Source organism: Janthinobacterium foliorum, from assembly GCF_978021625.1.
The window spans coordinates 1-24258 of sequence record NZ_CDXDQE010000023.1 but is presented as its reverse complement, the minus strand read 5'-3'; the positions used below and the strand labels follow the sequence as shown (position 1 = coordinate 24258).

Genomic DNA, 24258 nt, shown 5'->3' with positions numbered 1-24258 from the left:
CGTTATCCTTGAAGAAGGCGTACGAGAATTTGCCCGGGCCCACGGGAATGCGGTCCAGGCCGGCACCCGTGCCGTTCATGTTGATGTATTGCAGATCCAGCATGTGGATGTCGGGACGGTAGTAGAAACGCTTGCCGACCCAGGCCGTGCCGCCGTTCAGGAAATCGAGTCCCTGCGCTTCGACGTAGGCTTTCACGATGCCCAGCTTGTTATCGCCGAAATCGGAGTTCGGCGCATAGGCATTGACCCAGATGGTGGCCAAGTAGTTGACGCCGCCGGACTTGGCGATGGATTTGGTGTAGCCGAATTCCGTGTAGGCGTCGCACTCATTGCCCAGACGGTATTTCATGGTATTGCCGCCCAGACCAAAACAGCCTTGCGAGCCGCCGTCGCCCGAGGTATTGCTGCCGGCGCCAGCGCGCAGGTAGCCGTGGAAGCCTTCGGAATCGGATGGATACATGGGGTCGGCAGCAGCGGAACCGCTGGCGATGGCTAAGACGATGGCAGCCGGCAGTGTCTTCAACACAGCCTTCAACATGTTGCGATGCAGCATGGTAAGTCTCCTCAGTAATTTGTTTTTATCTAGTCATTCGTGGCCGAATGTACTGGCCAGAATTCTTTCCAGCAGGGACATAGTAACTATACTACGAACAAATATCAACATATTATGTTGTAATCCTACGACTACTCTGCGACACTTTATTTGCTTCCTTTTCATGCCCCGCCATCGCCTGTTTCCGGCATGGTAGACAAGCAATTATCAGGAGGCGCCGCATTTTTCGGCACGCGGCACGTATACGAATTAAAATCCTTGGTTTTTGCCCATAACGACAGTGCGCCGCCACGACAGCGCACGCAGACGAGATAAAGCACCGCCATGAAAATTGATGAAAAAATGGAAGTAGCAGGCAGCGATCCGGCGGAGCGCTTCAGCGATGGGCCGCGCCTGCTGGCCGACATCGGCGGCACCAATGCCCGCTTCGTGCTGGAAACGCGCCAGGGCCACCTGGAAGCCGTGGCCGTACTCCCGTGCGACGACTATGCCTCGCTGCTCGACGCCATCACCGCCTACATGCTGAGCAGCGAAGCGCGTGCCGCCGGCTCGGCGCGCGTGCGCCACGCGGCCATCGCCATCGCCAATCCCATCGACGATGACACGATCCGCATGATGAACCACCACTGGTTCTTCTCCATCGAGGCCATGCGCGCCGCGCTGGGACTCGACACCCTGCTGGTGGTGAACGACTTCACGGCGCTAGCCATGGCCCTGCCCTACCTGCGGCCCGACCAGCGCCAGCAGATCGGCGGCGGCATGGCGCGCGCCGACAGCGTCATCGGCCTGCTGGGCTCGGGCACGGGCCTGGGCGTGTCCGGCATGATCCCCGCGGAAGACCGCTGGATCGCGCTGGGCAGCGAAGGCGGCCATGTCAGCTTCGCGCCGTGCGACCAGCGCGAGATGGACGTGCTGTCCTTCGCCTGGCGCGAACTGTCGCACGTCTCGGCCGAGCGCCTCGCCTCCGGCCGCGGGCTGGAACTGATCTACCGCGCCCTGTCCGAACGCGCTGGCGTGACGGACGCGCCGCCGCTGCCGGCGGCCGAAATCACCAGCCGCGCCCTGAACAATGAATGCGACGTGTGCCTCGAAGCGGTGGACTGCTTCTGCGCCATCCTCGGCTCCATCGCCGGCAACGTGGCCATGACCCTGGGCGCGCTGGGCGGCATCTATATCGGCGGCGGCATCGTGCCGCGCCTGGGCCCCTTGTTCGAGCAGTCGCAATTCCGCGCGCGCTTCGAACAGAAGGGCCGCCTGAACGAATACCTGGCGCAGATTCCCACCTTTTTGATCACGGCCGAACTGCCGACCTTCCTGGGAATTGCCGCCATCCTGGCGCAAAAGCTCAAGCGCGCCCATACCGGCGCGCCCGTGCTCGAATCCGTGCGCCAGGCACGCGGACGCATGAGTCCATCGGAATGCAAGGTGGCCGACTGGGTGCTGAAGGAACCGAACGCCATGCTGACCCTGCCGATCGCGGAAATCGCCCAGCGCGTCGGCGTGAGCCAGCCCACGGTGATGCGCTTCTGCCGCTCGATCGGCGTGCAGGGCCTGGCCGATTTCAAGCTCAAGCTGGCATCCGGCCTGACGGGCGGCGCCATCACGGTGGCCCACTGCCACGTGGAGATTTCGGACTCCGACGCGGAACTGGCGCGCAAGGTGCTGGGCAATAACGCCTCGGCCGCACTGGCCCTGCGCGACATGCTCGACGTGAAGGCGCTGACGGCCGCCATCGAGCTGCTGCGCGGCGCGCAGCGGGTGGAATTGCTGGCCGTGGGCAGCGCCCGCGTGGTGGCCGACGACATGCAGCAAAAGCTGCTCAACCTGGGCATCGTCAGCAGCTTCTTCGCCGACCCGCAGGCGCAGGAAATGAGCGCCGCCATGCTGAAACCGGGCGACGTGGCACTGGTCATCTCGCGCTCGGGCGCCCTGCCCGACCTGCTGCGCACCGTGAAAGTGGCGCAGGGCTGCGGCGCGCGCGTGCTGGCCATCACGGCCAGCGGCTCGCCCCTGGCCAAGCTGGCCGACGTGCTGCTGACCTTGAACCACCCGGAAGGCAACCTCAATTTCGTGCCCATGATCGTGCGCCTGCTGCAGCTGATGATGCTCGATATCCTCTCCGTCGGGCTGGCGCGGCGCGACACGGCGCAGCGCACCAGCGCCGCCGAACTGGAAGAGGGTCAATTGCACGGCATGCGCATCAGCGGCAAGCTGAAGTTCGGTGGCCACCTCGAATAAGGCGGCGCCCGCCGCCACTGATGCCGGCAGCGGCGCCACCGTGCACGACGTGGCGCGCGTGGCCGGCGTATCGGCCATGACGGTGTCGCGCGTGATCAACGGGCGCGCCAGCGTCAGCGCCGCCACGCGCGGCAAGGTCGAGGCGGCGATCGCCAGCCTGCACTACCAGCCCAACCTGGCGGCCAGGGCCGCCCGCACGGGCACCCTGCGCATCGGCCTGCTGTACAGCAACCCCAGCGCGGCCTTCCTCAGCGAGTTTCTGGTCGGCGCCATGGACCAGTGCCGCCAGGGCGGCGGCCAGCTGCTGCTGGAACGCTGCGGCGACCTCGCCAGCCAGCGCGCCGCCATCGACTGCCTGGTGGCGGCCGGCGTGGATGGCATCCTCGTGCCGCCGCCCCTGTGCGATTCGCCGCACGTGCTGGCACAGCTGAACCAGATGGGCATCCCCGCCATCGCCGTGGCCACGGCGCGCCCGTCGCCGGACGTTTCGGCCGTGCGCATCGACGATTACGAGGGCGCGCTGGCCATGATGCGCCACCTGCTCGCGCTGGGCCACCGCGACATCGGCTTCATCGAAGGCGACCCGGCGCACACGCCCGCCCTGCTGCGCCGCCAGGCCTACGACGACGCCATGCGCGGCGCGGGACTGGCCGTGGCGCCGCAGCGCGTGGCGCAGGGTTATTTCACTTACCGTTCGGGACTCGACGCGGCGCGCCAGCTGCTGGCCGCAGCGACCCTGCCCAGCGCCATCTTTGCCAGCAACGACGACATGGCGGCCGCCACCCTGGCCGTGGCGCACGGCATGGGCTTGCAGGTGCCGCAGGAATTGAGCGTGTGCGGCTTCGACGATACGCCCGTCGCCACCACCGTGTGGCCGGAACTGAGCACCATCCACCAGCCCATTGCGGACATGGCGCGCGCCGCCGTCACCCTGGTGATCGACGAGATCCGCCAGCGCCGCGCGGGAGAACTGGCGCCCGCCACGCATCACCTGATGGCGTACACATTGATGACGCGGGCGTCGACGGGCCCCGCTACGTCAGGCCAGACCCGCCCGGCCTGACACCGGCATTTAGCGCTGGACTGGCACGGCTAGCGCACCACCGTGCGCGCCGCCAGCGACTCCACCAGTTCCACGGAAGGCGGCGAGCCGCCGGCGGCAAGACAGGCGCCGGCGCCGGCCGCCATGGCAAAGCGCAAGTGCTCGCCCCAGGGCGCGTCAGGGCGGTACATCAGGCTGTACAGCAAGCCGCCGATGCTGGCATCGCCCGCGCCCACGGAATCGACCACCTCGATCTGCGGCGGCGCCGCCTGCCACACCTGCTCGCCCTGGTACAGGGCCGCGCCCTGCGCGCCGCAGGTGTACAGGTAGGTGGCCTGCGGATTCCAGCTGCGCAGGGTGGCGAACGCGCCGTTGACGTCGTCGTGGCGGAACAGGCCCGCCAGGTCTTCATCGGACACCTTCACCACGTCGGCCAGCTGCGTCATGCGGTGCAGGGTGGCGTCGTAGCGCTCATCCATCATGACGCGGAAGTTCGGGTCATAGCTGATCTTCACGCCGGCCGCCTTGAGTTCCTGCGCCAGCGCCACCAGCTTGCCCGCCAGCGGCTCGCGCGCCAGGCTGATGCCGCCGAAATGCACCCATTGCGCGCCCTGCATCCAGCCGGCCGGCAGCAGGGCCGCGTCGAAATGCAGGTCGGCGCTGTCGTCGCCGATGAAGTAATACGTGGGCGGATGCAGTTCATGCACGATGGCCAGCAGCGGCGACTTCGCATGGCGCTGCAAAAAGCGCATGTCCAGGCCCGCCACGTCGGTGGCCTGCGCCAGCGCGTCGCCGAACACGTCCAGGCTGATTGCGCCGGCAAAGGCGCTGGGCACGCCCAGGCGCGCCATCACGCGCGCCACGTTCCAGGTCGAGCCGCCCACCTGGCTGCTCCACTCGTCCGCGCCCGTGCGCAGCATGTCCGTCAACGCTTCGCCGGCCGACACAAAGGCGGGGAAATTGGGAAAAGCGGCGGCGCTCATGCGGCACCGCCAATCACGTTCAGCACTTCATAGCAGGCGCCCATGGTGTGGTAATCGACCTTGCCGGCCGGGCTTTTCTCGTTGCTGATTTTCCGGTTTTCAGGCGTGAGGATGCGGTACCAGGCGCCGTGTTCGTGGTCGACGAAGTACTTCCAGCTGTAGTCCCAGATGCTGTCGTAACTGCGCCAGTAGGCTTCATCGCCCGTGCGCGCGGCCAGCACGGCGGCGGCGGCGAAGCTCTCCGCCTGCACCCAGAAATATTTGTCGCCATCGCAGATTTCATCGTGCGGGCCGAAGCCGTAATGGATGCCGCCATGCGCGCCATCCCAGGCCTTGGCCAGGGCGGTGTCGTACAGTTCACGCGCGCGCGGCAGCAGCCAGTCGGACGGACCAGCCATGAACCTGGCGTGGCGCTCCATGATCAGCAGCAGCTTGGCCCACTCCGTAAAATGGCCGGGCTGGTAGCCCCACGGACGGAAGATATTGCTCTTGTCGTGCAGATTGTAGTCCCAGTCGATCGACCAGTCAGGCTTGTAGTGCTCCCAGATCATGCCGTTCGCCAGGCCCGCCTGGCGCACCGTGATGTTGTGCGCCAGGGTCTCGGCGCGGTGCAGGTAGCGCGCCTCGCCCGTCGCTTCGAACGCGGCCAGCATGGCTTCGCAGGCATGCATGTTGGCGTTCTGGCCCCGGTAGCCGTCCAGGGTGGCCCAGTCGGCGCTGGCCACGTCCGCGTACAGGCCGTGCTCGGGCAGCCAGAAACGCTGCTCCATCAATTCAAAGGTTTCGTCCAGGTAGGCGCGCGCTTCCGGCAGGCCCGCCTGCAGCGCATGCGCATATGCCAGCAGCACGAAGGCCAGGCCATAGCAATGGTTGGCGCCGTCGTCGACCGTCTTGACGCCATCCTGCCATGTCAGTTGCCAGGCATAGCCGCCCGTGGCCGGGTCGCGGTGCGCGTCGCGCAGGAATGCCACGCCGTGGCGCAGCGCCGCCTGGTAGTCGTCGCCGCCGAAGCGGCGGCAAGCCATGGCGTAGTTGAAGATGAAGCGCGTGCTGCTGACCAGGTGGCGGGTGCTGGCGTCATACACCGTGCCGTCGTCGAGGAAGAAGTGATAGAAGCCGCCGCTCGGGTCGATGGCGCGCGGGTGGTAGAAGCGCATGGTGTGCAGAATATGCGCTTCGAGCATGTCCTGGGAACGGAAATCGGGATTCATGAATATCTCATATAATTGTTATCGATAACAATGATGATAGCATGCCGCTTTCGCGCCGTCTCGGTCTATCAGGGAAGCTTCTGCATGTGCAGCTTTTCGCGCCACTGCGCCGCGCGGATCGGGCTGGCCTGCTGCCCCAGCTCACCGTTCTCGAACACTTTCACCAGCCGCTGTATCGCCTCTTCGTCGCCCTGCCTGGCAGCCAGCAGATACAGCGCGAACGGCGGCGGCGCAGGTCCTTCGCGCGGGGTTCCGCCCCGCCCCTGTTCCAGCAGCCGGGCAAAACCCGTCTGGCCCGGCGGACTCTTGGCGATGGCCGCCAGCTCGTACCAGAACAGGGACGCTTCGTCGTTCTGCGGTGCGCCCTGCCCCACTTCGAACGAATAGGCGACATTGTTCAAGCCGGACGGATCGAGCGCCTTGGCCGCCTTCGTGTACCAGACGAACGCTTCCTTGCGCTGCGCGTCGTCCCTCGCCGTCATCATCAGGCGGTAGCCGATCTCATTGTAGGCGGGAATGAAGCCATTTTCGGCGTAAAACTTCAGCCAGTGCAGCGCGTGCGCCTGTTCTTCCGGGCTGCTGCGGATGGTTTCGTAGTGCATGGCCAGCGTGTAGTTGGCCAGCTCCACGCCTTGCGCGGCCCCCTTGCGCGACCAGTATTCGCCCAGCTTGCGGTCGATTTCCATGCCCTGGCCCAGCGTGTAAGCCACGCCCAGGAAAGCCTGCGCCGGGCCGTAACCGCCTTCGGCGGACTTCCGCATCCACGCCAGGCCGGCGTCGCGGTCGCGCGGCGCGCCTACGCCTTCGTGCAGCATCTGCGCCACGTCCAGCTGGGCGGCCGCATCGCCCCCTTGCGCCGCCAGGCGCGCCTTCTCGAACGCGGCGACCTTGTCCGGCGACAGGTCGGCGGGACGGTCGATCACGGCTTGCACGCGCGCGCGCATCTCGTCCAGCCCCCTGGTCTCGAAGTCGGCCAGCGCCGGATGCTGGCGCGGCGCAGGTGCCTCTGCCGGCTGGGCGGACGCCGGCTGCGCCAACGCAAGGCTTAATATGAACAGCATGGCCTTCATTTCTTTTCCTTCTGCGCCAGTTTTTCGCGCCACGCGGCGGCGTCTTCCGCATTCGCCTGTTGTCCCAGTTCGCCCTTGGCATACACATCGAGCATGCGCCGCATGGCGGGCACGTCGCCGCGCCATCCTGCCCGCTCGTACCAGACCAGGGCCAGCTTGTCGGACCGCGCCACGCCCAGGCCCAGTTCGTGCGCGCGGGCCAGGTTGCGCATGCCGGCCGGCTCCTGCTCGCGCGCCGCTTTGTAATACCAGTCGAAGGCCTCGCTGCGCTGCTCATCGTTGGCGGCCGCGCGCATCAGGTGCTCGCCCAGGGCGTTATACGCGGGCACGAAGTGCTGTTCCGCCGCCTTTTTCAACCATGCGATGGCCAGCGCCTGTTCTTCCGGCCTGCTGTCGCCATCGATGAATTCCAGCGCCAGAATGGTTTGCGCCAGCTCGTCGCCTTGCGCCACGCCCTTGCGCAGCCAGTATTCGCCCTGCACGCGGTCGATGGGCACCTTGCCGCCCACGCTGTAGGCCAGCCCCAGCGCTGCCTGCGCGGGCGCATGGCCCCCTTCGGCCGACTTGCGTATCCAGGCCATCGACTGTGCCGTGTCTTGCGGCGCGCCGACGCCCAGCTGCAGCATGCGCGCCAGTTCCAGCTGCGCCTCCACGTCGCCCGCGTCGGCAGCGCGCCGGGTCTCGGCAAATTCAGCGAGACTTTCCGGGCTGCTGGACGACGCATCCGCCCTGGCCTCGACGGCGATCAGCTGCAGGTCGAGCAAGGTGGGCGACGTCTGGGCCAGGGCGGACAGCGGCAACAGCAATGGGAGTAGCAGCAATAATTTCTTGGGCATGCGGCGGAATCGGAAAGAAGAAAACACGCATGGTAGCCGATGCCGCGCCCATGAGGCGCGCACTGCATGACAGGACGGGTTTGACACGGCGCGCCGGCAGGCTTACATTGCATCAACTCAACCCCCACACCCAGGACCGCCATGAACCGCCTCGCCACCACCGCCTTGACCCTGCTGCTCGCCGCTGCCTCCGTGGGCGCCAGCGCCGCCGATACCCAGTTGACGGGCTGCGCCGCCAAGCGCGAAAGCATCCGCAGCGAATTGCGCCAGGCCAAAGAACAGGGCCTGTCCGACAAGGTCGCGGGCCTCACGCGCGCGCTCGACGAAGTCAACGCCCACTGCCGCGACAGCACCCTGGTCGAACGCCACAACAAGAAAATCCTGAAGGCGCAGGCCAAGGTGAACCAGACGGAGCGTTCGCTGCGCCTGGCCCAGGAAGCCAATAAAGAACCGAAAAAGATCGCCAAGCTGGAAGGCAAGCTGGAAAAAGCCAAGGCGGAACTGGCCGCCCTGCAGGCCCAGCAACCTTAACTCCCGAGCAAACCTGCTGCGCGCCGCGCCTTGCGGCCGGCGATGCATGCTGTGCTGGAGCACAGCTGCGCTTCCTGGCCAGAAATCATTGCCGCTCGCTACGGTTTTGTCCGGCGCTCCAGGTCTTACTCTTTCCCCAGCATCTGGTAAATGCTGGAAAAATCCAGCGCGCCCGCGCCTGCCTTGCTGTGCAGGCTGTATAAATTGCGCGCCAAGGCGCCCAGGGGCACGGCCGCGCCGCTGGCCAGCGCGCTTTCCACGGCCAGGCCCAGGTCCTTGAGCATCAGGTCGACGCCAAAGCCGCCCGCGTAGCCGCGCGAGGCGGGCACGTTGTCCGCCACGCCCGGGCACGGGTTGTACCCTTCCAGGGTCCAGTTGCGGCCCGAGCTTTTCGCCATCACTTCCGACACCACCTTCGGGTCCAGCCCGTTCGCCACGCCCAGCCGGATGGCTTCGCTGGTGCCGATCATGAGTATCCCCAGCAGCATGTTGTTGCAGATCTTGACCGTCTGGCCGCTGCCCAGTTCACCCGCATGGAAAATGGCCTTGCCCATGGCTTCCAGATAGGGACGCGCGGCCGCCACCGTGCCTTCTTCGCCGCCCACCATGAAGGTCAGCGTGGCGTTGGTGGCGCCCGCCGTGCCGCCGGAAACGGGCGCGTCCAGCATGGGCAATCCTTTTTCCTGCGCGGCGCGGCCCACCTGGCGGGCCGCCTCGGTGGAAATGGTCGAGCAGTCGATCAGCAGCGTGCCGGGGCGCGCCTGCGCCAGGATGCCCGCCTCCCCGAGATAGGCGCCCAGCACGTGGCGGCTGGCCGGCAGCATGGTGATGACAATGTCGGCCTGGCCTATCGCCGCCGCCTGGTCGTCGGCCACCAGGCCGCCGCCGTCGGCGAACTGCCGCACGCTGTCCGCCACCAGGTCAAATCCCGTGACGGCGTGGCCGGCGCGCACGAGGTTCTGCGCCATGGGCAAGCCCATGTTGCCCAGGCCAATAAAAACGATATTGGTACCCATGATTGCCTCCCTACTTCATCGAAATGGTGGTATTGACGCCGCTGCCGCCGTCGTCCGGGGCAAACCAGCGTGCCGTGACGGTTTTGGTCTGCGTCCAGAAGTACAGCGCCTGCTTGCCGTTCGGCCCCAGGTCGCCCAGCTTCGAGGCGCGCGAGCCAGTAAAACTGAAATAGGCGACGGGCACGGGAATGGCCACGTTGATGCCCACCTGCCCCACGTCGATCTCGTTCTGGAACTTGCGCCCGGCCCAGCCGGACGACGTAAAGATCGACGTGCCATTGCCGTTCGGGTTGGCGTTGATGAAGGCGATGGCCTGGTCCAGCGTGTCCGTCTCCACCACGCACATGGCGGGGCCGAAGATTTCCTGCGTGTAGACGGAGTTCGATGCCTGCACCTTGGAGAAAATCGTCGGCCCCATGAAGTTGCCGCCCTCGTAGCCGGCCACCTTGTGGCCGCGGCCGTCGAGCAGCAGCTGCGCGCCCTCGTCCACGCCCGCCTGGATCAGCTTTTCCGCCCGCTGCATGGCTGCTTTCGACACCATCGGGCCCAGGTCCGCCTCGCGGTCGCTGCCCGGCCCCACTTTCAGCGCCTTCGAGCGGGCGACGATTTCCGGCAGCCAGGAACGGGCCTCGCCCACCAGCACCACGACGGAATTGGCCATGCAGCGCTGGCCGGCCGCGCCGAAGGCGGCGCCGATCAGGTTATTGATGGCCTGTTCCTTGTTGGCGTCGGCCAGCACCACGCAATGGTTTTTCGCGCCCATCATCGACTGCGCGCGCTTGCCCGACTCGCTGGCGCGGCGGTACACATGCGTGCCCACGTGCGTCGAGCCGATGAAGGAAACGGCCTTGATGTCGGGATGGTCGCACAGCATGTTGACGACGTCGGCGCCGCCATGCACGACGTTCAGCACGCCGGCCGGCAAGCCCGCCTGGTACATCAGTTCGACCAGGTACATGGACGAAGACGGGTCCTGCTCCGACGGTTTCAAGACAAAGGTATTGCCGCAGGCGATGGCGATGGGGAACATGAAGCACGGCAGCATGACGGGGAAGTTGAACGCCGTGATGCCGGCGCCCACGCCCAGCGGCTGGTAGATATTGTAGACATCGACGCCATTGGCCGCGTTTTCCGCGATCTCGCCCAGCTGCAGCGTGGCGATCGAGCACGCGTGCTCCACCACTTCCAGGCCCCGCATGACTTCGCCTTCCGCGTCGGGCAGCGTCTTGCCGTGCTCGCGCGTGATCAGTTCGGCCAAGGCCGCGATGTTGTCGCGGATCAGGTGCTGGTACTTGAGCATGATGCGCATGCGCGCCGCCAGCGGCGTGTTGCGCCACGTTTTAAAGGCTTCCTTGGCCGTGGAGACGGCCAGGTTGACTTCATCGGGCGTGGAAAACGGCACGCGGGCGACGATTTCCTGGGTGGCCGGGTTGACGACGTCGCGCCATTCGGTGCTGGCGGACGCATGGTGCTTGCCGCCGATATGCAGGGGGACGGCGGGGACTTGGGTGAGGGCTTGGTTCATGTGAGGCTCCAATAATTCGATACGCAAAAGTCGCGTCACAGCAGCGGAAATCTGGGGTCAGTTCCTTCGGAATCGGGATTTTCCCCGCCAGGGAAAATCCCCCCGGCGGGTCTGCCCCCGGCACTCTGCTGATCCGCCGAAAATTATTTCTTGACCAGGTTGCACGCCGCCGCATCCATCGGCTTGAACGCCTGGTCGGCGGGAATGGTGGACAGCACTTTCAGGTAGTCCCAGGCGCCCTTCGATTCGGCCGGGGTCTTCACCTGCACCAGGTACATGTCGTGGATCACGCGGCCGTCGGGGCGGATCGAGGCATTGTGCATGACGGCGTCCTGGATGGGCAGTTCGCGCATCTTCTGGGCGACGATCTTCGAGTCGTCGCTCTTCGCCGCCGCCACCGATTTCAGGTAGTGATAGACGCTGGAATACACGCCCGCCTGCACCATGGTCGGCTTGGCGCCCTTGTTGAGCGCCTCGAAGCGCTTGGCGAAGGCGCGGCTGCGGTCATCGTAGTCCCAGTAAAAGCCGTCCGCGTAGACGAGGCCCTGGGCCGTGTCCAGCCCCAGCGCATGCACGTCGGAGAGGAACACGAGCAAGGCGGCCAGGCGCTGGTCCTTGCCGCTGCCGATGCGGAACTCGCGCGCCTGTTTGATGGCCGACACCGTGTCGGCGCCGCCATTGGCCAGGCCGATCACCTGCGCTTTGGAGCCTTGCGCCTGCACCAGAAAAGACGAGAAATCCGAGGCGTTCAGCGGATGGCGCACGGCGCCCAGCACCGTGCCGCCATTGCGCTTGACGACATCGCTGGCGTCCTTTTCCAGCGAATGGCCGAAGGCGTAGTCGACGGTGACGAAGTACCACGATTTCTGTCCCAGCTTGGTCAATGCCGCCGCCGTGCCGGCCGCCTGCGAATACGTGTCGAACATCCAGTGGAAGCCGTTCGGCGAGCAGTCTTCATTGGTCAGGCGTCCCGTGGCCGGGCCGCTGAACATGGCGATGCCGCCCTTCTCTTTCATGAGCTTTTGCACGGACAGGGCCACCGAGGAATTCGTCAGGTCGGCGATGGCGTCGACCTTGTCGCGGTCCAGCCATTCGCGCGCCTTGGAGGCGGCGATGTCGGCCTTGTTCAAGTGGTCTGCCGAGAGGATCTCGATTTTCATGCCCTTGCATTCGGCCTTTAAACAATCCTCGACGGCCATCTGGCTGGCGACGACGGAGCCGCGTCCGCCCATGGCCGAATACGGGCCGGACATGTCGGTGAGGATGCCGACCTTGACGACGCCATCGGAAATCTGCGCCTGCGCGCCGGGAAAGGACAGGGTGAGCGCCAGCGCGCCCAGGGCCAGAACGGTCTTTTTCATGCGGTGTCTCCTGAGGGGTAAGGGTTTTTCTTATATGTATATCCGCATTCTGCATGTGTAAAAATATGCATTCAAGTGAAATTCATGCATAATTCCTTTGCAAAAATGCACAAGGAGAACATGGTGCTCGATTGGGACAATGTGCGGGTCTTCCTGGAGCTGACGCGCAGCGCGGGACTCGTCGATGCGGCGAAAAAGCTCGGCATCGACCACTCCACCGTGTCGCGCCGCATGCGCAAGTTCGAGGAACAGGTGGGCACGCAGCTGTTCGACCGCAACTACGTGGGCTACCAGCTGACGCCCGAGGGCCACCGCCTGATGGAATACGCGGAAACGATGGAAAGCACGGTGTTCGCCGCCACCGAGGAACTGGGCGAACACAACCGGCTATTGTCGGGCCAGGTGCGCCTGGGCGCCACGGAAGGCTTCGGCGCCGTCGTGCTGGCGCCGCACCTGGCGCAATTTTGCGGCCGCTACCCGCACATCAGCGTGGACCTGATCGCCGTGCCCCGCTTCGTCAGCCTGTCCAAGCGCGAGGCGGACGTGGCCATTTCCATCGAACGGCCGCTGTCCGGCCCCTACGTGGTGACGAAGCTGTCCGACTACCGGCTGAAGCTGTACGCCGCGCCCGCCTACCTGGCGCGCCACGCGCCCATCACCAGCGTGGCGCAGCTGGCGCAGCACCCCATCATCGGCTATGTGGACGACCTGGTCTTCAGCGCGGAATTGCGCTACATGGACAATGTGGCGCCCGATTCCCTGCGGGCCTTCCGCAGCACCAGCGTGCTGGCCCAATACCACGCGGCGCGCGCGGGCCAGGCGCTGGCGATCCTGCCCTGCTTCGTGGCGCAGCAGTCGAACGAACTGGTGCCCGTGCTCGACGGCGAAATCGACCTGCTGCGCTCGTTCTGGATGATTTCCCCCAGCGAACGGCGCAACATCGCCCGGGTCAGCGCCCTGTGGAACTACCTGCGCACCGCCATCGAGCTGAACCACGCCTACCTGATGGGCGAGACGGCCCTGCCCAGCTGGCCGGCGTGAACATGCCGCGGCGCGCTACACTGTCGCCACGCCATACGAATAAGGAGAATGCCATGCTGATGGATGCAAGCCAGGCCGTACTGGTCATCGTCGACCTGCAAGGCCGCTTGATGCCGGCCATCCACGACGCCGGTGCCGTGCTGGCGCAAAACCTGCGCCTGGCCAGGATCGCCCGCCTGCTCGACGTGCCCGTGCTGGGCACGGAGCAAAACCGCCAGGGACTGGGGCCCAACGTGGAAGAGATCGCCGCGCTGTGCGAACAGACCTTGCACAAGACGCATTTCGGCGCCTGCTTCGATGGCTTGCAGGAGATCTTGCCGGCCGGACGCAAACAGATCGTCGTCACGGGCTGCGAAGCCCATGTATGCATGCTGCAGACGGCCATCGGCCTGCTGCAGCGCGGCTACGATGTCGCCATCGCCATCGACGCCGTCGGCTCGCGCCAGGCGGCCAGCCGCGACGCGGCCCTGGCCCGCCTCGGCAAGCTGGGCGCGCAACTGGTGACGGTGGAAATGCTGGCCTTCGAGTGGCTGCGCGACTGCAAGCATCCGCGTTTCCGCGAGGTATTGGCGCTGATTAAATAGACGGCAGGTTTAAGCCAGATCAAGCCCATCGGCTGTCCCTTTGCTAGCTTGGTAACAGCGCCGCCATTCCGAGCGGCGCGCAGGTCCATACCAGCAAGGGAGCCATCATGGCCTACATCCTACGCGGCAAGCTGTGCGGCTTGATCTGTGCCGAATGTCCTGAAGCGCTGTCGCACGTCATCGTGCGCCTGTACCGGCCGCGCGATGCGCAAAACGTCACGGCCCTGGCCGTGGCCAGCGCCAAGGAAACCTTCGCCATCCTCACCGATGAAGAAGTGCAGGCGAAGGCCCCCTTCCTGCTGGCCGAGGCGCGCACGGACGACGACGGCAACTACAGTTTCAGCCTGGAAGGCGATTACCAGGGCCAGGCCGTCGAGGTGGACGTGCTGTGCCCCACCGTGCCGCACCTGAAGCCGGGGCCGAAAGCGCCCGTGCCGCTGCAATTTTCCATCACCACCATCCAGCCCCGCTGGCGCCAGGTGGACAATGATTTCCTTGCCGTCTGGGATTATTGCCTGCCGCAGCGCTTCTGGTGCCTGGTGCGCGCCCGCTTCGGCGCCTGGACCATCTGCGGCCGCCTGCGCACCTGCGACGCCCCGCAAGCGCCCATCGCCGGCGCCACCGTGCGCGCGTTCGACGCGGACTGGCTGCAGGACGATGCGCTGGGCGACGCCGTGACGGACGCCAGCGGACGCTTCCGCATCGACTACCTGACGTCGGACTTCACGCTCACGCCGTTTTCCCCGTTCATCAACGTGGAGTTCGCCAGCGGACCCGACGTGTATTTCACGGCGCAGCTGGGCAGCGTGACCATCCTGTCGGAAACCCAGGCCAATGGCCGCCAGCCCGGGCGCGAAAACGTGGGGCACTGCTTCTGCGTGGAATTGTGCTCGAAGGATGTCCTGCCGCCCGACGTGGAAGGCGTGCCGCACTGGCAGCAGGTGGAAGTGTTCGATATCCATCCGTTCCCCTCGGCGGCGGGCTTTTCCCCGCAAGGCTATGCGGGCGGCGCCGGCGCCTCGTATGTCTTTGCCGGCGGCGTTACCATGAAAGGCAACTGCCCGCTGCGCAACAGCGCCATCCCCGCCAATCCGCTGGAATACCGCTTTCTCATCGGCGAGTGGACCTGGCCCGGCGGCAGCGACGACCCGACGGCCCTGCCGACCGTGGCGCCGGCCAGCCTGGCACCCTTGACGCAAATCCTCGGCACCCTCGTCGGCTATGTGTTTTATACGAATGGACTGGGCCTGGCCGACTCGGCCCAGGTGATCGTCGACGCGGGCGACTTGCTGCCAGGCGGCTGGATCAGGGTCGATGGCAAGCCCGTCACGGTGGACATGCGCGACGGCACGACGGCCATCGTCAACGTGGCGCCCAGCATCTTCCTGCGCACCTTCGATTTGCTGACCGTCAATACCCCCGCCATCACCAGCCTGCATCCGGCCAAGCTGCCGGGCGGCTTGCCCATCCTCGACGCGGGGCGCAGCCTGACGACGGCCGAGAGCGAACCGATACGCCGCTACCGCCTGGGCTTTGAAGTGCGGGACGGCATCAGCCTGGCGCTGGTGGCCAGCGACGGGCTCGACTCCATCGTCTTCGACAATTCACCCGTCATCGTGGCGCTGGACCTGGAGGAATTGCGCAGCAATGCCTGCAATCCCATCGCCGGCGGCCTCGTGCATATCCTGTACACGATCGACCATCCGCATCTGCGCTTCTTTAACATCACGATTTCCAACAACAATGGCATCCAGCATCCGCCGCCACCGCTGCCGGCGGCCAGCTTCACGCCGCCGCCACCGCCCAGCAATTATCTGTTCCGCGGCGGCGCGGGCGGGCCGCATTTATCGGGCAACAATGGCGGCTTCCCCGTCAACGTGGCGCTCGACCCGCCATGCGCCTACCGCGTGGCCATCGCTTGGCAAACGCGGCACTACCTGGCGTCGTCGCACAGCATCGACAGGCTGTATTGCAAGTAGGCGAGCTTAGAAGTAGCGTACCCATGCCTGTGTCGAGGTGCGCTTGTAGCGGGCAAACGCGCGGCAGGGAAAGTACAGCACGGGCATCAGGGCCAGCGCGATCAGCCACACTTGCCAGATGTGCTCGACGCCATAGCGCTGGCCATGGTTGGCGCCCAGCACGGCGGTCAAGGTGATGCCGATGGCCAGCAGCAGATACAGGTGCAGCAAATAATAAAACATGGGCGCGCCGCCAAAGGTGGCGCAAGCCCGGGTGAACCAGTTATCGACGCTTTCCAGCCAGGCCAGACCCAGCAGTCCAAGGCCAAGGGTGAAGAGTAAAAAGTCCAGCGACGGCGGATACTTGGTGAAGTTCAGCACGCTCATGGCCGTGCGCAAGGCCGTGTCGCCCGCTACCCACGGCAGGGTTTCACCGTAAATATTGAAACCGCGAAGCACGCCCAGCAACAGCAAGCTGCCGCCGCCCAGCGCCAGCAGCAAGCGGCGGCGCCCCTGAGGCGAGCGGCTGCGCGCATACAGGGGACCGGCCGCATAGCCAAGCAGGATCACGCCGATCCACGGCAGCAGCGGATAGCTGACCTTGATCTTCATGGCACCGTCCGCCACCAGGTATCCCCGCTGCAGCAGCACCGTCAGCGCATGGTAGCCGGCGCTGCCCTCCCGCGCATGCATGCAAGTGAACAGGTGCTGTCCCGCGATGATGGCCACGCCCAGCAGTGCCAGCACTGTCAAGGGCAGCTGGTGCAGCACGGCCAGCGCCATCATGGCCAGGCCGATGACCCAGATTACCTGCAGGTACAGCACGGCCGGCGGAAACGCCCCGCTCCAGGCGAAGTTGACGAACACCAGTTCCAGCACGATCAGGAGCAAGCCCCGCTTGAACAGGAAACCCGTGGCGCTGCGCGGGCCGGCGGCCGGATGCGCATACAGCCAGGCCGACAGCCCCGTCAAGAAGACAAACATGGGCGCGCACACGTGGGCCGCCAGGCGCGTGAAGAACAGGGCAGGATCGACACCGGCCGCATCCATCGGGTCGCTCACCTGGTGATGGAGAAAAACGGTTTCGCGCACATGGTCGAACAGCATGATCAGCATGACGAGGCCGCGCATGACGTCGATCACGGCGATGCGGGCGCGCAAGGTGGCGGGGGCGGCGAAATCAGGAGTAGCGGTCATTGATTCATGCTTAAACGTTGATGTTCATGTGACGTTCCTGAGCCCACAGGCAGCAACTGGGATCGGAACTATTGCGTAAAAATCCGGGATCGGATCCGTCGGGTCTGCCCCCGGCTTTATGCTGCTGGTTCTACACAATGCCGCGTCACGTCAAGCGTGCTTGCACCACAGGCAGAAATGGGGAGCGGACCTTATGGTCCCACCCCGGTCTTCCGCCTGTGCGTTGGATCTGTTGCACGGCAGGTAAAAAACGCCACCGTCAAAACCGGTAATGCGCATTCAAGGTCAGCGTGCGCTCGGCGCCCGGCGCCACCCACAAGGGGCTGTAGGAACTTGCATAGTAGCTGCGGTTGAACAGGTTTTCCACGTTCAGGGCCAGGCGCAGTTTCGCGTCGGGCGAATACGACGCCAGCAGCCTGGCCGTCGTGTAGGCCGGCAGGGTGAATTGGCTGCTGATGGCGACGTCGCCCAGGCGCTCGCCCACGTATTGCACGCCGCCGCCCACGCTGGCCGTGCCCGTGCCCAGCGCGAACTGCTGCGTGGCGATCACATTGGCGCCGTGGCGCGGCACGTTGGCGAAGCGGCTGCCCGTCACGATCGTGTTGTCGCCGCGCGCGACGGTGGCGTCCGTGTACGCATATGCGCCCGAAATGCGCAGGCCGCGCGCCACTTCGCCCGACACGTCCAGTTCCAGGCCACGGCTGCCCACCTCGCCCGCCGCGACGGCGAAATCCGTGTTGGCGGGATTCGTCGTCAGCACGTTGCTCTTGCGGATGTCGTAGATGGCCACGGTGCCCGTCAGCTTGCCCGTTTCCAGCTTCGCGCCCAGCTCGTACGAGCGGCTGCGCTCGGCGGGAAACGCCTGGTTCTCGATGCTGATGCCGCTGTTGGGACGGAAGCCCCTCGCCGCGCTGGCATACAGCGACCAGGCTGCCGACGGCTGGTAGACGAGGCCGGCGCGGGGGCTGGTGGCCGACAGCGACTGGCGGTTGCGCACGTTCAGGCGATTGTTCGTCACGTCCTGCGTGTACGTATCGTGGCGCACGCCGACCAGCGCCTTCCAGTGCGCGCCCAGGTCCACCTGATCCTGCGCATACAGGCCACGCGCCCGCTGCCCCTCCTGCGTATCGATGGACAGGGCCAGCGGATCGGCCTTGCCGCCATACACGGGCGCATCAATATCGATGGCATACGGATTGCCGGCGGACGGGTTGCGGCGCAGCTGCACCCGGTGGTCGTCGAAGTGATAGGCGTCCACGCCCAGCAGCGCCTCGTGCGCCAGCGCGCCTGTCCTGAACTTGCCCAGCAGTTCCACGCGGGCGGAAACATCGGTGGCCGAGAAATCGCGGTGGCGGCGCTGGCGGTTCAGGGTGCGGCCATCGGCCAGCAGCTTGTTCGCCTCGGTGGAGTAGCCCGCCAATGCGCTGTCGCGGTAGGAGGCGCCCGCCTGCACCGTCCAGTCGTCGGACAGCGCGTGGTGGATGAACAGCTGCTGGCCCAGCGACTTGACCGTCATGGGGCCATCGCCCGGCTCGCCCAGGAAGCGCGACACGGGAACGGCGCCCAGCTTGCCGTGCACGGCCACGACGCCCCGGTCGAACGGCGCGCGCTGCTGCACGGCTTCGATTTCATACGATACGCTCGTGTGCTCGCCCGGCAGCCAGAGGAACGAGGGCGAAAACAGGCTGCGCTCGACTTTCACGGTATCGCGGAAGCTGTGCCCTTCTTCGTGGGCGGCGTTGAGGCGGTAGGCAAGGCTGTCGCTCAAGGGGCCCGTCAAGTCGACGGCGGCGCGGCGCGTGCGGAAGCTGCCCAGCGAAAAATCGGCGCTGTATGCGGGCGCGAACTGCGGCTTTTTCGTCGTGATATTGACGGTGCCGCCCGGCTCGCCCCGGCCATACAGGGCCGAGGCGGGGCCTTTCAGCACTTCCACGGCCTGCGTATTGGCCGCGTCGCGCATGCCGTTGTAGCCGCGGCTGGAACTGAAACCGTTGACCATGTAGTCGGAGCCGAAATTCGGGTCGCCCGTGAAGCCCCGCATGGCGTAGCTGTCCCACAGGCCGCCCAGCGGACTCTGTTTTGACATGCCGCTGGCCAGGTCCAGGGCGCCGGCCAGGGTCGTCACGCCCGCGTCGCGCAGCAAGTCGCCCGTCAGCACGCGCACGCTTTGCGGCAGGTCCATCAGCAGCGCATCCGTCTTCGTGGCGCCGGTGGCCGACAGGCTGCGGTAATGCTGGCGCTCGGCCTTGACGGTGACGACCTCCTGCGCCTCGGCACTGTCGGCTGCGGCAGGGTCGAGCGCGAGCGCCAACGGGCTGGCGGCGGCCAGCAGGAGCGCTACGGGACGGCGTGAAAACACAAGCATGGGATTCCTGACAATGGCGCAATTCAATGCAATAGCCTTGCATTATAATTGATAATCAATTCTCATTAAAGTGGGCGCGAAAAATGTGCGCCAAGAATCCCACGCACGCTTGCCCGCTTGCGGGAAGCGCATCGGCTGACTGCCGCGGGCCAGCTGCACGTCGGCTCGATTCCCGCCCTCTTGCCCTGTCCACGGCGCAGGAGGCGCAAGCTGGCGGCGCGCGCGGCAAGCCGGTGGTGGACATGGCCATGTGAACGCCACCTTGTTTCCTGGGGCGGGAAGGATTAATATACAAGAATTATCTTGCATATTAATGGAGGCTAGCATGCGGGCACGACTGGAAAAACTGCTGGAGAGCGGCCGCGACAACGCCCTGCTGCGCTTCGGCCTGGGCGACGCCTGCCTGAAGGCGCAGGACACCGGGCAAGCCGCCGTCCACCTGGCGCAAGCCACCGTGCAGCAGCCCGGCTACTCCGCCGCCTGGAAACTGCTGGGCAAGGCCATGCACCAGCTGGGCCGGCTGGATGACGCCGAGGCCGCCTGGACGACGGGCGTGAGCGTAGCCCGGCAGCAAGGCGACCTGCAGGCCGCCAAGGAAATGACGGTGTTCCTGAAACGCTTGCAGAAAGCGCGGGATGGCCAGGAGGAAGCATCCCCAGCCGTGCCATAGCGCGCGGCAGGGGGAAAACCCTTAGTGCGCGTGCCGGGCAGACGCAGCGGCGGCAGCCGCCGCTGGCACGCTCACGCCGCGCTCCTTCGCCAGCCGCTTGGCCAGCATGGCGTCCGCATTGGCCGCGTACGCGCGGCAGGCGTTCGCGTCGATGAACGGATTATGCTCGCCGCTGCGCCTGGCAGCCTTGTCCAGCACGCCCGTCGCATCCGGATGCACGGACAGGATGATGTCGCATGGCAGGGCCGCCACCTTGGCGATGCTGGCCGCAAACGAGGCGGAGATATCGGGTGTCCTGCCCTTGCCCGTGTAAGTAAAATCGCCGCTGGAATACGGGTTCAGGCTATCCGCATACACCACGTCCAGGCAGCGCTGGCCTTCGCATGACGTCCACGTCCACGTGGTGGCGCCGGGCGTATGGCCTGGCGTCATGTGGGCAGTCAGCGCCAAGGGACCGAGTTTGACGGCATCGCCCTCGCCCACCACCGTGACCTTGGCGACTTTTGCCACGTGCACGACAGGCTGGGCCTGGTATTGCGGATCGTCCTTGCCGTTGGTGCCGCTTTGCAGCCCCAGGGCCCCCGAGGCGCTGGCTACCACGGTGGCGCCGCTGGCGCGCTGCAGCGCGGCGATGCCGCCCGCATGGTCCCAATGCGCGTGGGAATTGAGGATGAACTTCACATCCTCAATGCGGAAACCCAGCGCCGCGATGTTCTTGATGATCAACGGCGCCGATTGCGGCAGCGCGCCGTCGAGCAGGATATGGCCCTGTGGGCTGGTCACCAGCACGGCGGACAAGCCGGCCGTGCCCACGTACCAGGTATTGCCATATACATTGAACGGCGCTACTTCCGCATTCCAGGCCTTGCAGCTGTCGCAATCGACAGGGGTATCCGGCTGGGGCGCCGGCACCGGTCCCGGCGCTTTTGCCTGCAGCGCACCCGCCGACATGGTCGCAACCGTCGCCAGCATCAACTTCGCCAATAGTGTCATCATCATCTCCAGAGTGTAAAAAAGAAAGGCGGCCGCGACGCGGCGCGCCAGGGGGGATCACATGGGGGCCATCCTGCCGGCCAGGGTGTCGCGGATATTGCCCGCGTCGAGCGAGCGCCGCTGCGCGCCATCGGCGTCCAGCAGCACCACGGTGACGTTCCTGCCGCCGCTGCGCATGCGCATGCTCAGGCAGCTGCCCGCCTCGTGGCTGCTGCCTGTTTTCGACAGCACGATGTCCCAGCCCTTGCCGCCGACGAGCGGATTGGTGTTGCGCAAGGTGCGCCACTTGCCGTTGACGGCCACGCTGGCCTGCGGGTGGCTGGTGATGCGGGCGATGTCCGGGTAGCGCGCGGCGGCGGCCACGATCTTCGCCACTTCCGTGGCCGTCGAGGTATTTGCCGGTGAACTGCCGACAGGCTCGCGCAAATGGGTGCGGGTCAGGCCCAGGCTGCGGATCTTGGCCTGCAGCGCCTGGACAAAGGCGGCATGGCCGCCGGGATAGGTGCGCGCCAGCGCGGCGGCGGCGCGGTTTTCGGATGGCAGCAGCGCCAGTTGCAACAAAGCGGCGCGCGACACGGCCACGCCATCGGCCAGCAGGCTGTCGCGCTGCATCGACGCATGGCCGTCGGCGCGCACGATGCGCAGCTGTTCCTGCGGGTCGAGTCCCGCGTCGAGCACCACCATGGCCGTCATCAGCTTGGTGATGGAGGCAATCGGCACCACGGCGTCCGCATCCTTGGCCATCAATACCTGGCCCGTGCTGTCATCGAACACCAGCATGTGCCTGGCGCTGACGGGCAAGTCCAGCATCGCGGCGGTCGCACCGGCCAGGGCCGCCGCGCTGACGGCAGGCTTGCCCTGCGTCTGCATCAGCAAGGTGGCGCAGGCCAGCAGCAAGGCGGGCACGGCCAGCTTCCAGCCCGTGGCGGCGGGCGCCGGCGCCATCAGGCTGCTGATGCGGGCGAGCAGCGCGCCGCCCCGGGCAGACAGCAGCAAGCCAGGCCGGGGCTGTGCCGTGGCGTGCAGCGACAAGGCGTGCAGCGCGCTGGCCAGCTGCTGCGGATCGTGCAGGGCTTGCGCAGCCAGCGCGTCGGCCACCTGCTCCCGTTCGGCCCGCATGCGCGCCGACAGCCACCAGACGACGGGATGGAAAAACAGCAGCGCCTCGGCCACGCTTTGCAGCAGATTGACGAGATAATCCCAGCGCCGCACGTGGGCCAGTTCATGCGCCAGCAAGGCTTCGACCAGCGCCACGGGCATGCCGCTCAGCAAGGACACGGGCAGCAGCACGACGGGGCGCCAGAAACCCAGGGTCACGGGACTGGACAGCCCCGCATGCAGCTTGAGCGGCAGCGATTGGCGCAAGCCCATGCGCAGCGCCAGCGCGTCGAGGCGCGCCTGCCAGACGGCCGGTACCGCCACGGCCTGGCGGCGCAGCTTGCCAACCCAGGCCAGGCCCAGGCACAGACGCAAGCTCATCAGACCGACGCCGGCGCTCCAGGCCAGCACCAGGGCGGGCAGCCAGGCGTCGATGGCGTGGCGCCAGGCGGGCAGCGCCGAGGACGCCTGGGCCCGCACAGGCGCTTCGCCCAGCAGCAGGGCCAGCAAGTGTGCGGCGGGCATGCCTATGCACAACAGCAAGGCCAGCGCGCACAGCGCATAGCGCCAGTGCGCCGCGGCGCCGCGCAGCAGCCACAGGCCGGTGGCAGCGGCGGCGCCAAGCAAGGCGCCTTGCCAGACGAAATACAGCAGCACCCAGCCCAGCGCCGGCAGCAACAGGTCCATGGCGGGCAGGTTCATGGCTTGTTTGCGCCCTTGCCGTCGTCGCTGCCGCCACTCTGGCGGCGCAGGATTTTCTCGATGTCGGCCCGTTCCGCATCGCTCACGTGCTCGCGCAGCGCGGCCAGCACCAGCGCCTTGCCGGAACCGGAAAACACCTTGCCGATCAAGTCCTTGAGCAAGCTGGTTTGCAGCTTCTCCTGCGCCTCGACGGCCGCATACAGCTGGGGCCGCTGGCTTTCATCGCGGCTCAGCATGCCCTTGCCATGCATGAGCTGCAGCTGGCGCAGCACGGTGGCATAACTGGCGTCGGCACGCTCGGCGGCCAGGGCTTCATACACGGCGCGCGCGTCGGAGGGACCGCGCTGCCACAGGATGCGCAGCAAATCCAGTTCGGCGGCGGTGGGATGGGGGATAGAGTTAGTTTTCAGCATGGCGACTAGAATACCGATTCTAGAACACCCTGTCTAGAACTTTTTTTCTAGTGTGCCGCAATTAAAAAGGCTATGTCACCGTCAGATGTGGGAATGCGCCCAATGTTGCTTTCAATAACGTTTCTGGTGAACGGATGCGTCTGGCGTCGAGTATCCAGCGCCATCCCAGGTAGTTTGGCAGGTAGCGCGTCGCCACGCCGTGAAACGCTCTTAGCCATCCGCGCAGGCGGCTGTGATACGCATTGACGTTCTGCACGTGCGCGGCAACGCGCACGCGCATGCCTGCGTGCAAGTTGACGGCCTGGTGGCTGATCCCCGCTGTGCGCGCGAAGGCCCGGTAGGCGGCATGGCCGTCCGTCACCAGCAAGACATCCTTGTCGATGACGGGAGACAAGCAGTCATGCAGCTGCGCCGTCGTCAGCGCGCCTGGTCCGGTGACGAAAGCCAGGGTTTGCCCCGTGCGGTCGCGCGCCACAAGGATGCAGACTTGCGCACTGAAAATGCCACGCTGGCGGGCATGGCCGCCCCGGCGGCGCGCCGGACGCGTCAGATGCCGCGCGCCCTTTTGCGATTCCAGTACATACAGTTCATCGGCCTCGATGATGCCATGCAGGCAATGCGGCCGGTCCGTTTTTACCAGGGCTAAAAAGCGGTGGCGCCAGCGGAACGCGGTGTTGCGGTGCACGCCCAATTGGCTGGCTGCCTGGCGTACCGAGCGGGAATCGATCAGGCAGTCCGCATACTCGAGCCACAGCGATTTATGGCGCAGGCGAGCCAGTGGCGTGCCGGTGAGCGCATTGAAGGTGCGCCCGCAGGGCACGCAGCGGTAGCGCTGCAGGCCGTGCGCATGGCCATGCCGATGCAGATGGGG

21 protein-coding genes are annotated in these 24258 nt (G+C 66.0%); 7 read left to right on the top strand and 14 right to left on the bottom strand.

From position 1 onward, the window contains the following. On the bottom strand, positions 1-553 hold a 553-nt coding region (locus tag ACZ92H_RS28820), incomplete at its 3' end, for a carbohydrate porin (RefSeq protein ID WP_465051885.1). Between the two features lie 324 nt (positions 554-877). On the opposite strand from ACZ92H_RS28820, the gene ACZ92H_RS28815 reads away from it, so the two are divergent. Further along, positions 878-2791 (top strand): glucokinase, encoded by a 1914-nt coding sequence (locus tag ACZ92H_RS28815; RefSeq protein WP_465051886.1) that lies wholly within the window; start codon positions 878-880, stop codon positions 2789-2791. Beyond that, positions 2775-3854 carry a LacI family DNA-binding transcriptional regulator gene (locus ACZ92H_RS28810; protein WP_131376855.1) on the top strand — a complete coding sequence of 360 codons (1080 nt, stop codon included), beginning with the start codon at positions 2775-2777 and terminating at the stop codon, positions 3852-3854. The genes ACZ92H_RS28815 and ACZ92H_RS28810 overlap by 17 nt, the downstream gene beginning before the upstream one ends. 29 nt (positions 3855-3883) lie before the next feature. Here the strand turns inward: ACZ92H_RS28810 and ACZ92H_RS28805 are convergent, their stop codons facing one another. From ACZ92H_RS28805 to ACZ92H_RS28790, 4 genes are all read right to left on the bottom strand, one after another. After that, the gene (locus ACZ92H_RS28805) at positions 3884-4816 is read right to left on the bottom strand and encodes a carbohydrate kinase family protein (RefSeq protein ID WP_465051887.1); all 933 of its coding nucleotides are present in this window, start codon (positions 4814-4816) and stop codon (positions 3884-3886) included. Further along, entirely contained in the window at positions 4813-6027 is a 1215-nt protein-coding gene (locus ACZ92H_RS28800) for an AGE family epimerase/isomerase (protein WP_131376860.1), read from the bottom strand. Before ACZ92H_RS28800 ends, ACZ92H_RS28805 begins: the two co-directional genes overlap by 4 nt. A gap of 68 nt (positions 6028-6095) precedes the next feature. Further along, positions 6096-7088 carry a tetratricopeptide repeat protein gene (locus tag ACZ92H_RS28795; protein ID WP_465051888.1) on the bottom strand — a complete coding sequence of 331 codons (993 nt, stop codon included), beginning with the start codon at positions 7086-7088 and terminating at the stop codon, positions 6096-6098. 5 nt (positions 7089-7093) lie between these two features. Further along, complete coding sequence (locus ACZ92H_RS28790; protein ID WP_465051889.1) at positions 7094-7933, bottom strand: tetratricopeptide repeat protein; 840 nt, start codon at positions 7931-7933, stop codon at positions 7094-7096. Positions 7934-8074: 141 nt separating this feature from the next. Between ACZ92H_RS28790 and ACZ92H_RS28785 the strand changes: the two genes are divergently transcribed. Then, entirely contained in the window at positions 8075-8464 is a 390-nt protein-coding gene (locus ACZ92H_RS28785; RefSeq protein WP_465051890.1) for a DUF1090 family protein, read from the top strand. A gap of 125 nt (positions 8465-8589) precedes the next feature. Here ACZ92H_RS28785 and mmsB read toward each other — a convergent pair whose 3' ends face one another. The 3 genes from mmsB to ACZ92H_RS28770 all read right to left on the bottom strand — a co-directional run bounded on the left by mmsB (position 8590) and on the right by ACZ92H_RS28770 (position 12366). Next, positions 8590-9480, bottom strand: coding sequence for a 3-hydroxyisobutyrate dehydrogenase (gene mmsB / locus ACZ92H_RS28780; protein WP_465051891.1), 891 nt, complete (start codon positions 9478-9480; stop codon positions 8590-8592). Positions 9481-9490: 10 nt separating this feature from the next. Next, positions 9491-11005: a CoA-acylating methylmalonate-semialdehyde dehydrogenase gene (locus tag ACZ92H_RS28775; protein ID WP_465051892.1), complete on the bottom strand. Its 1515-nt coding sequence runs from the start codon at positions 11003-11005 to the stop codon at positions 9491-9493. Positions 11006-11148: 143 nt separating this feature from the next. Next, positions 11149-12366 (bottom strand): ABC transporter substrate-binding protein, encoded by a 1218-nt coding sequence (locus ACZ92H_RS28770; protein ID WP_131376875.1) that lies wholly within the window; start codon positions 12364-12366, stop codon positions 11149-11151. A gap of 123 nt (positions 12367-12489) precedes the next feature. On the opposite strand from ACZ92H_RS28770, the gene ACZ92H_RS28765 reads away from it, so the two are divergent. The 3 genes from ACZ92H_RS28765 (at position 12490) to ACZ92H_RS28755 (ending at position 15970) form a co-directional block, all read left to right on the top strand. After that, the gene (locus ACZ92H_RS28765) at positions 12490-13407 is read left to right on the top strand and encodes a LysR family transcriptional regulator (protein WP_465051901.1); all 918 of its coding nucleotides are present in this window, start codon (positions 12490-12492) and stop codon (positions 13405-13407) included. Positions 13408-13460: 53 nt separating this feature from the next. Next, the gene (locus ACZ92H_RS28760; RefSeq protein ID WP_465051893.1) at positions 13461-13991 is read left to right on the top strand and encodes an isochorismatase family protein; all 531 of its coding nucleotides are present in this window, start codon (positions 13461-13463) and stop codon (positions 13989-13991) included. 107 nt (positions 13992-14098) lie between these two features. Further along, positions 14099-15970, top strand: a complete 1872-nt coding sequence (locus ACZ92H_RS28755; protein ID WP_465051894.1) for a transthyretin-like family protein — start codon at positions 14099-14101, stop codon at positions 15968-15970. 6 nt (positions 15971-15976) lie between these two features. Here the strand turns inward: ACZ92H_RS28755 and ACZ92H_RS28750 are convergent, their stop codons facing one another. Further along, entirely contained in the window at positions 15977-17146 is a 1170-nt protein-coding gene (locus ACZ92H_RS28750) for an acetyltransferase domain-containing protein (protein WP_465051895.1), read from the bottom strand. 259 nt (positions 17147-17405) lie between these two features. Further along, positions 17406-19511 carry a TonB-dependent siderophore receptor gene (locus tag ACZ92H_RS28745; protein WP_465051896.1) on the bottom strand — a complete coding sequence of 702 codons (2106 nt, stop codon included), beginning with the start codon at positions 19509-19511 and terminating at the stop codon, positions 17406-17408. Positions 19512-19836: 325 nt separating this feature from the next. Here ACZ92H_RS28745 and ACZ92H_RS28740 point away from each other — a divergent pair, with 325 nt between their 5' ends. Then, entirely contained in the window at positions 19837-20181 is a 345-nt protein-coding gene (locus ACZ92H_RS28740) for a tetratricopeptide repeat protein (protein ID WP_465051897.1), read from the top strand. 21 nt (positions 20182-20202) lie between these two features. Here the strand turns inward: ACZ92H_RS28740 and bla are convergent, their stop codons facing one another. From bla to ACZ92H_RS28720, 4 genes are all read right to left on the bottom strand, one after another. Then, positions 20203-21153 carry a subclass B3 metallo-beta-lactamase gene (gene bla / locus ACZ92H_RS28735; protein ID WP_465052387.1) on the bottom strand — a complete coding sequence of 317 codons (951 nt, stop codon included), beginning with the start codon at positions 21151-21153 and terminating at the stop codon, positions 20203-20205. 78 nt (positions 21154-21231) lie between these two features. Next, the gene (locus tag ACZ92H_RS28730) at positions 21232-22974 is read right to left on the bottom strand and encodes a M56 family metallopeptidase (RefSeq protein ID WP_465051899.1); all 1743 of its coding nucleotides are present in this window, start codon (positions 22972-22974) and stop codon (positions 21232-21234) included. Beyond that, entirely contained in the window at positions 22971-23387 is a 417-nt protein-coding gene (locus ACZ92H_RS28725) for a BlaI/MecI/CopY family transcriptional regulator (RefSeq protein WP_131376894.1), read from the bottom strand. The genes ACZ92H_RS28730 and ACZ92H_RS28725 overlap by 4 nt, the downstream gene beginning before the upstream one ends. 70 nt (positions 23388-23457) lie before the next feature. After that, a partial coding sequence (locus ACZ92H_RS28720) for an IS1595 family transposase (RefSeq protein WP_465051900.1) occupies positions 23458-24258 on the bottom strand: 801 nt, incomplete at its 5' end.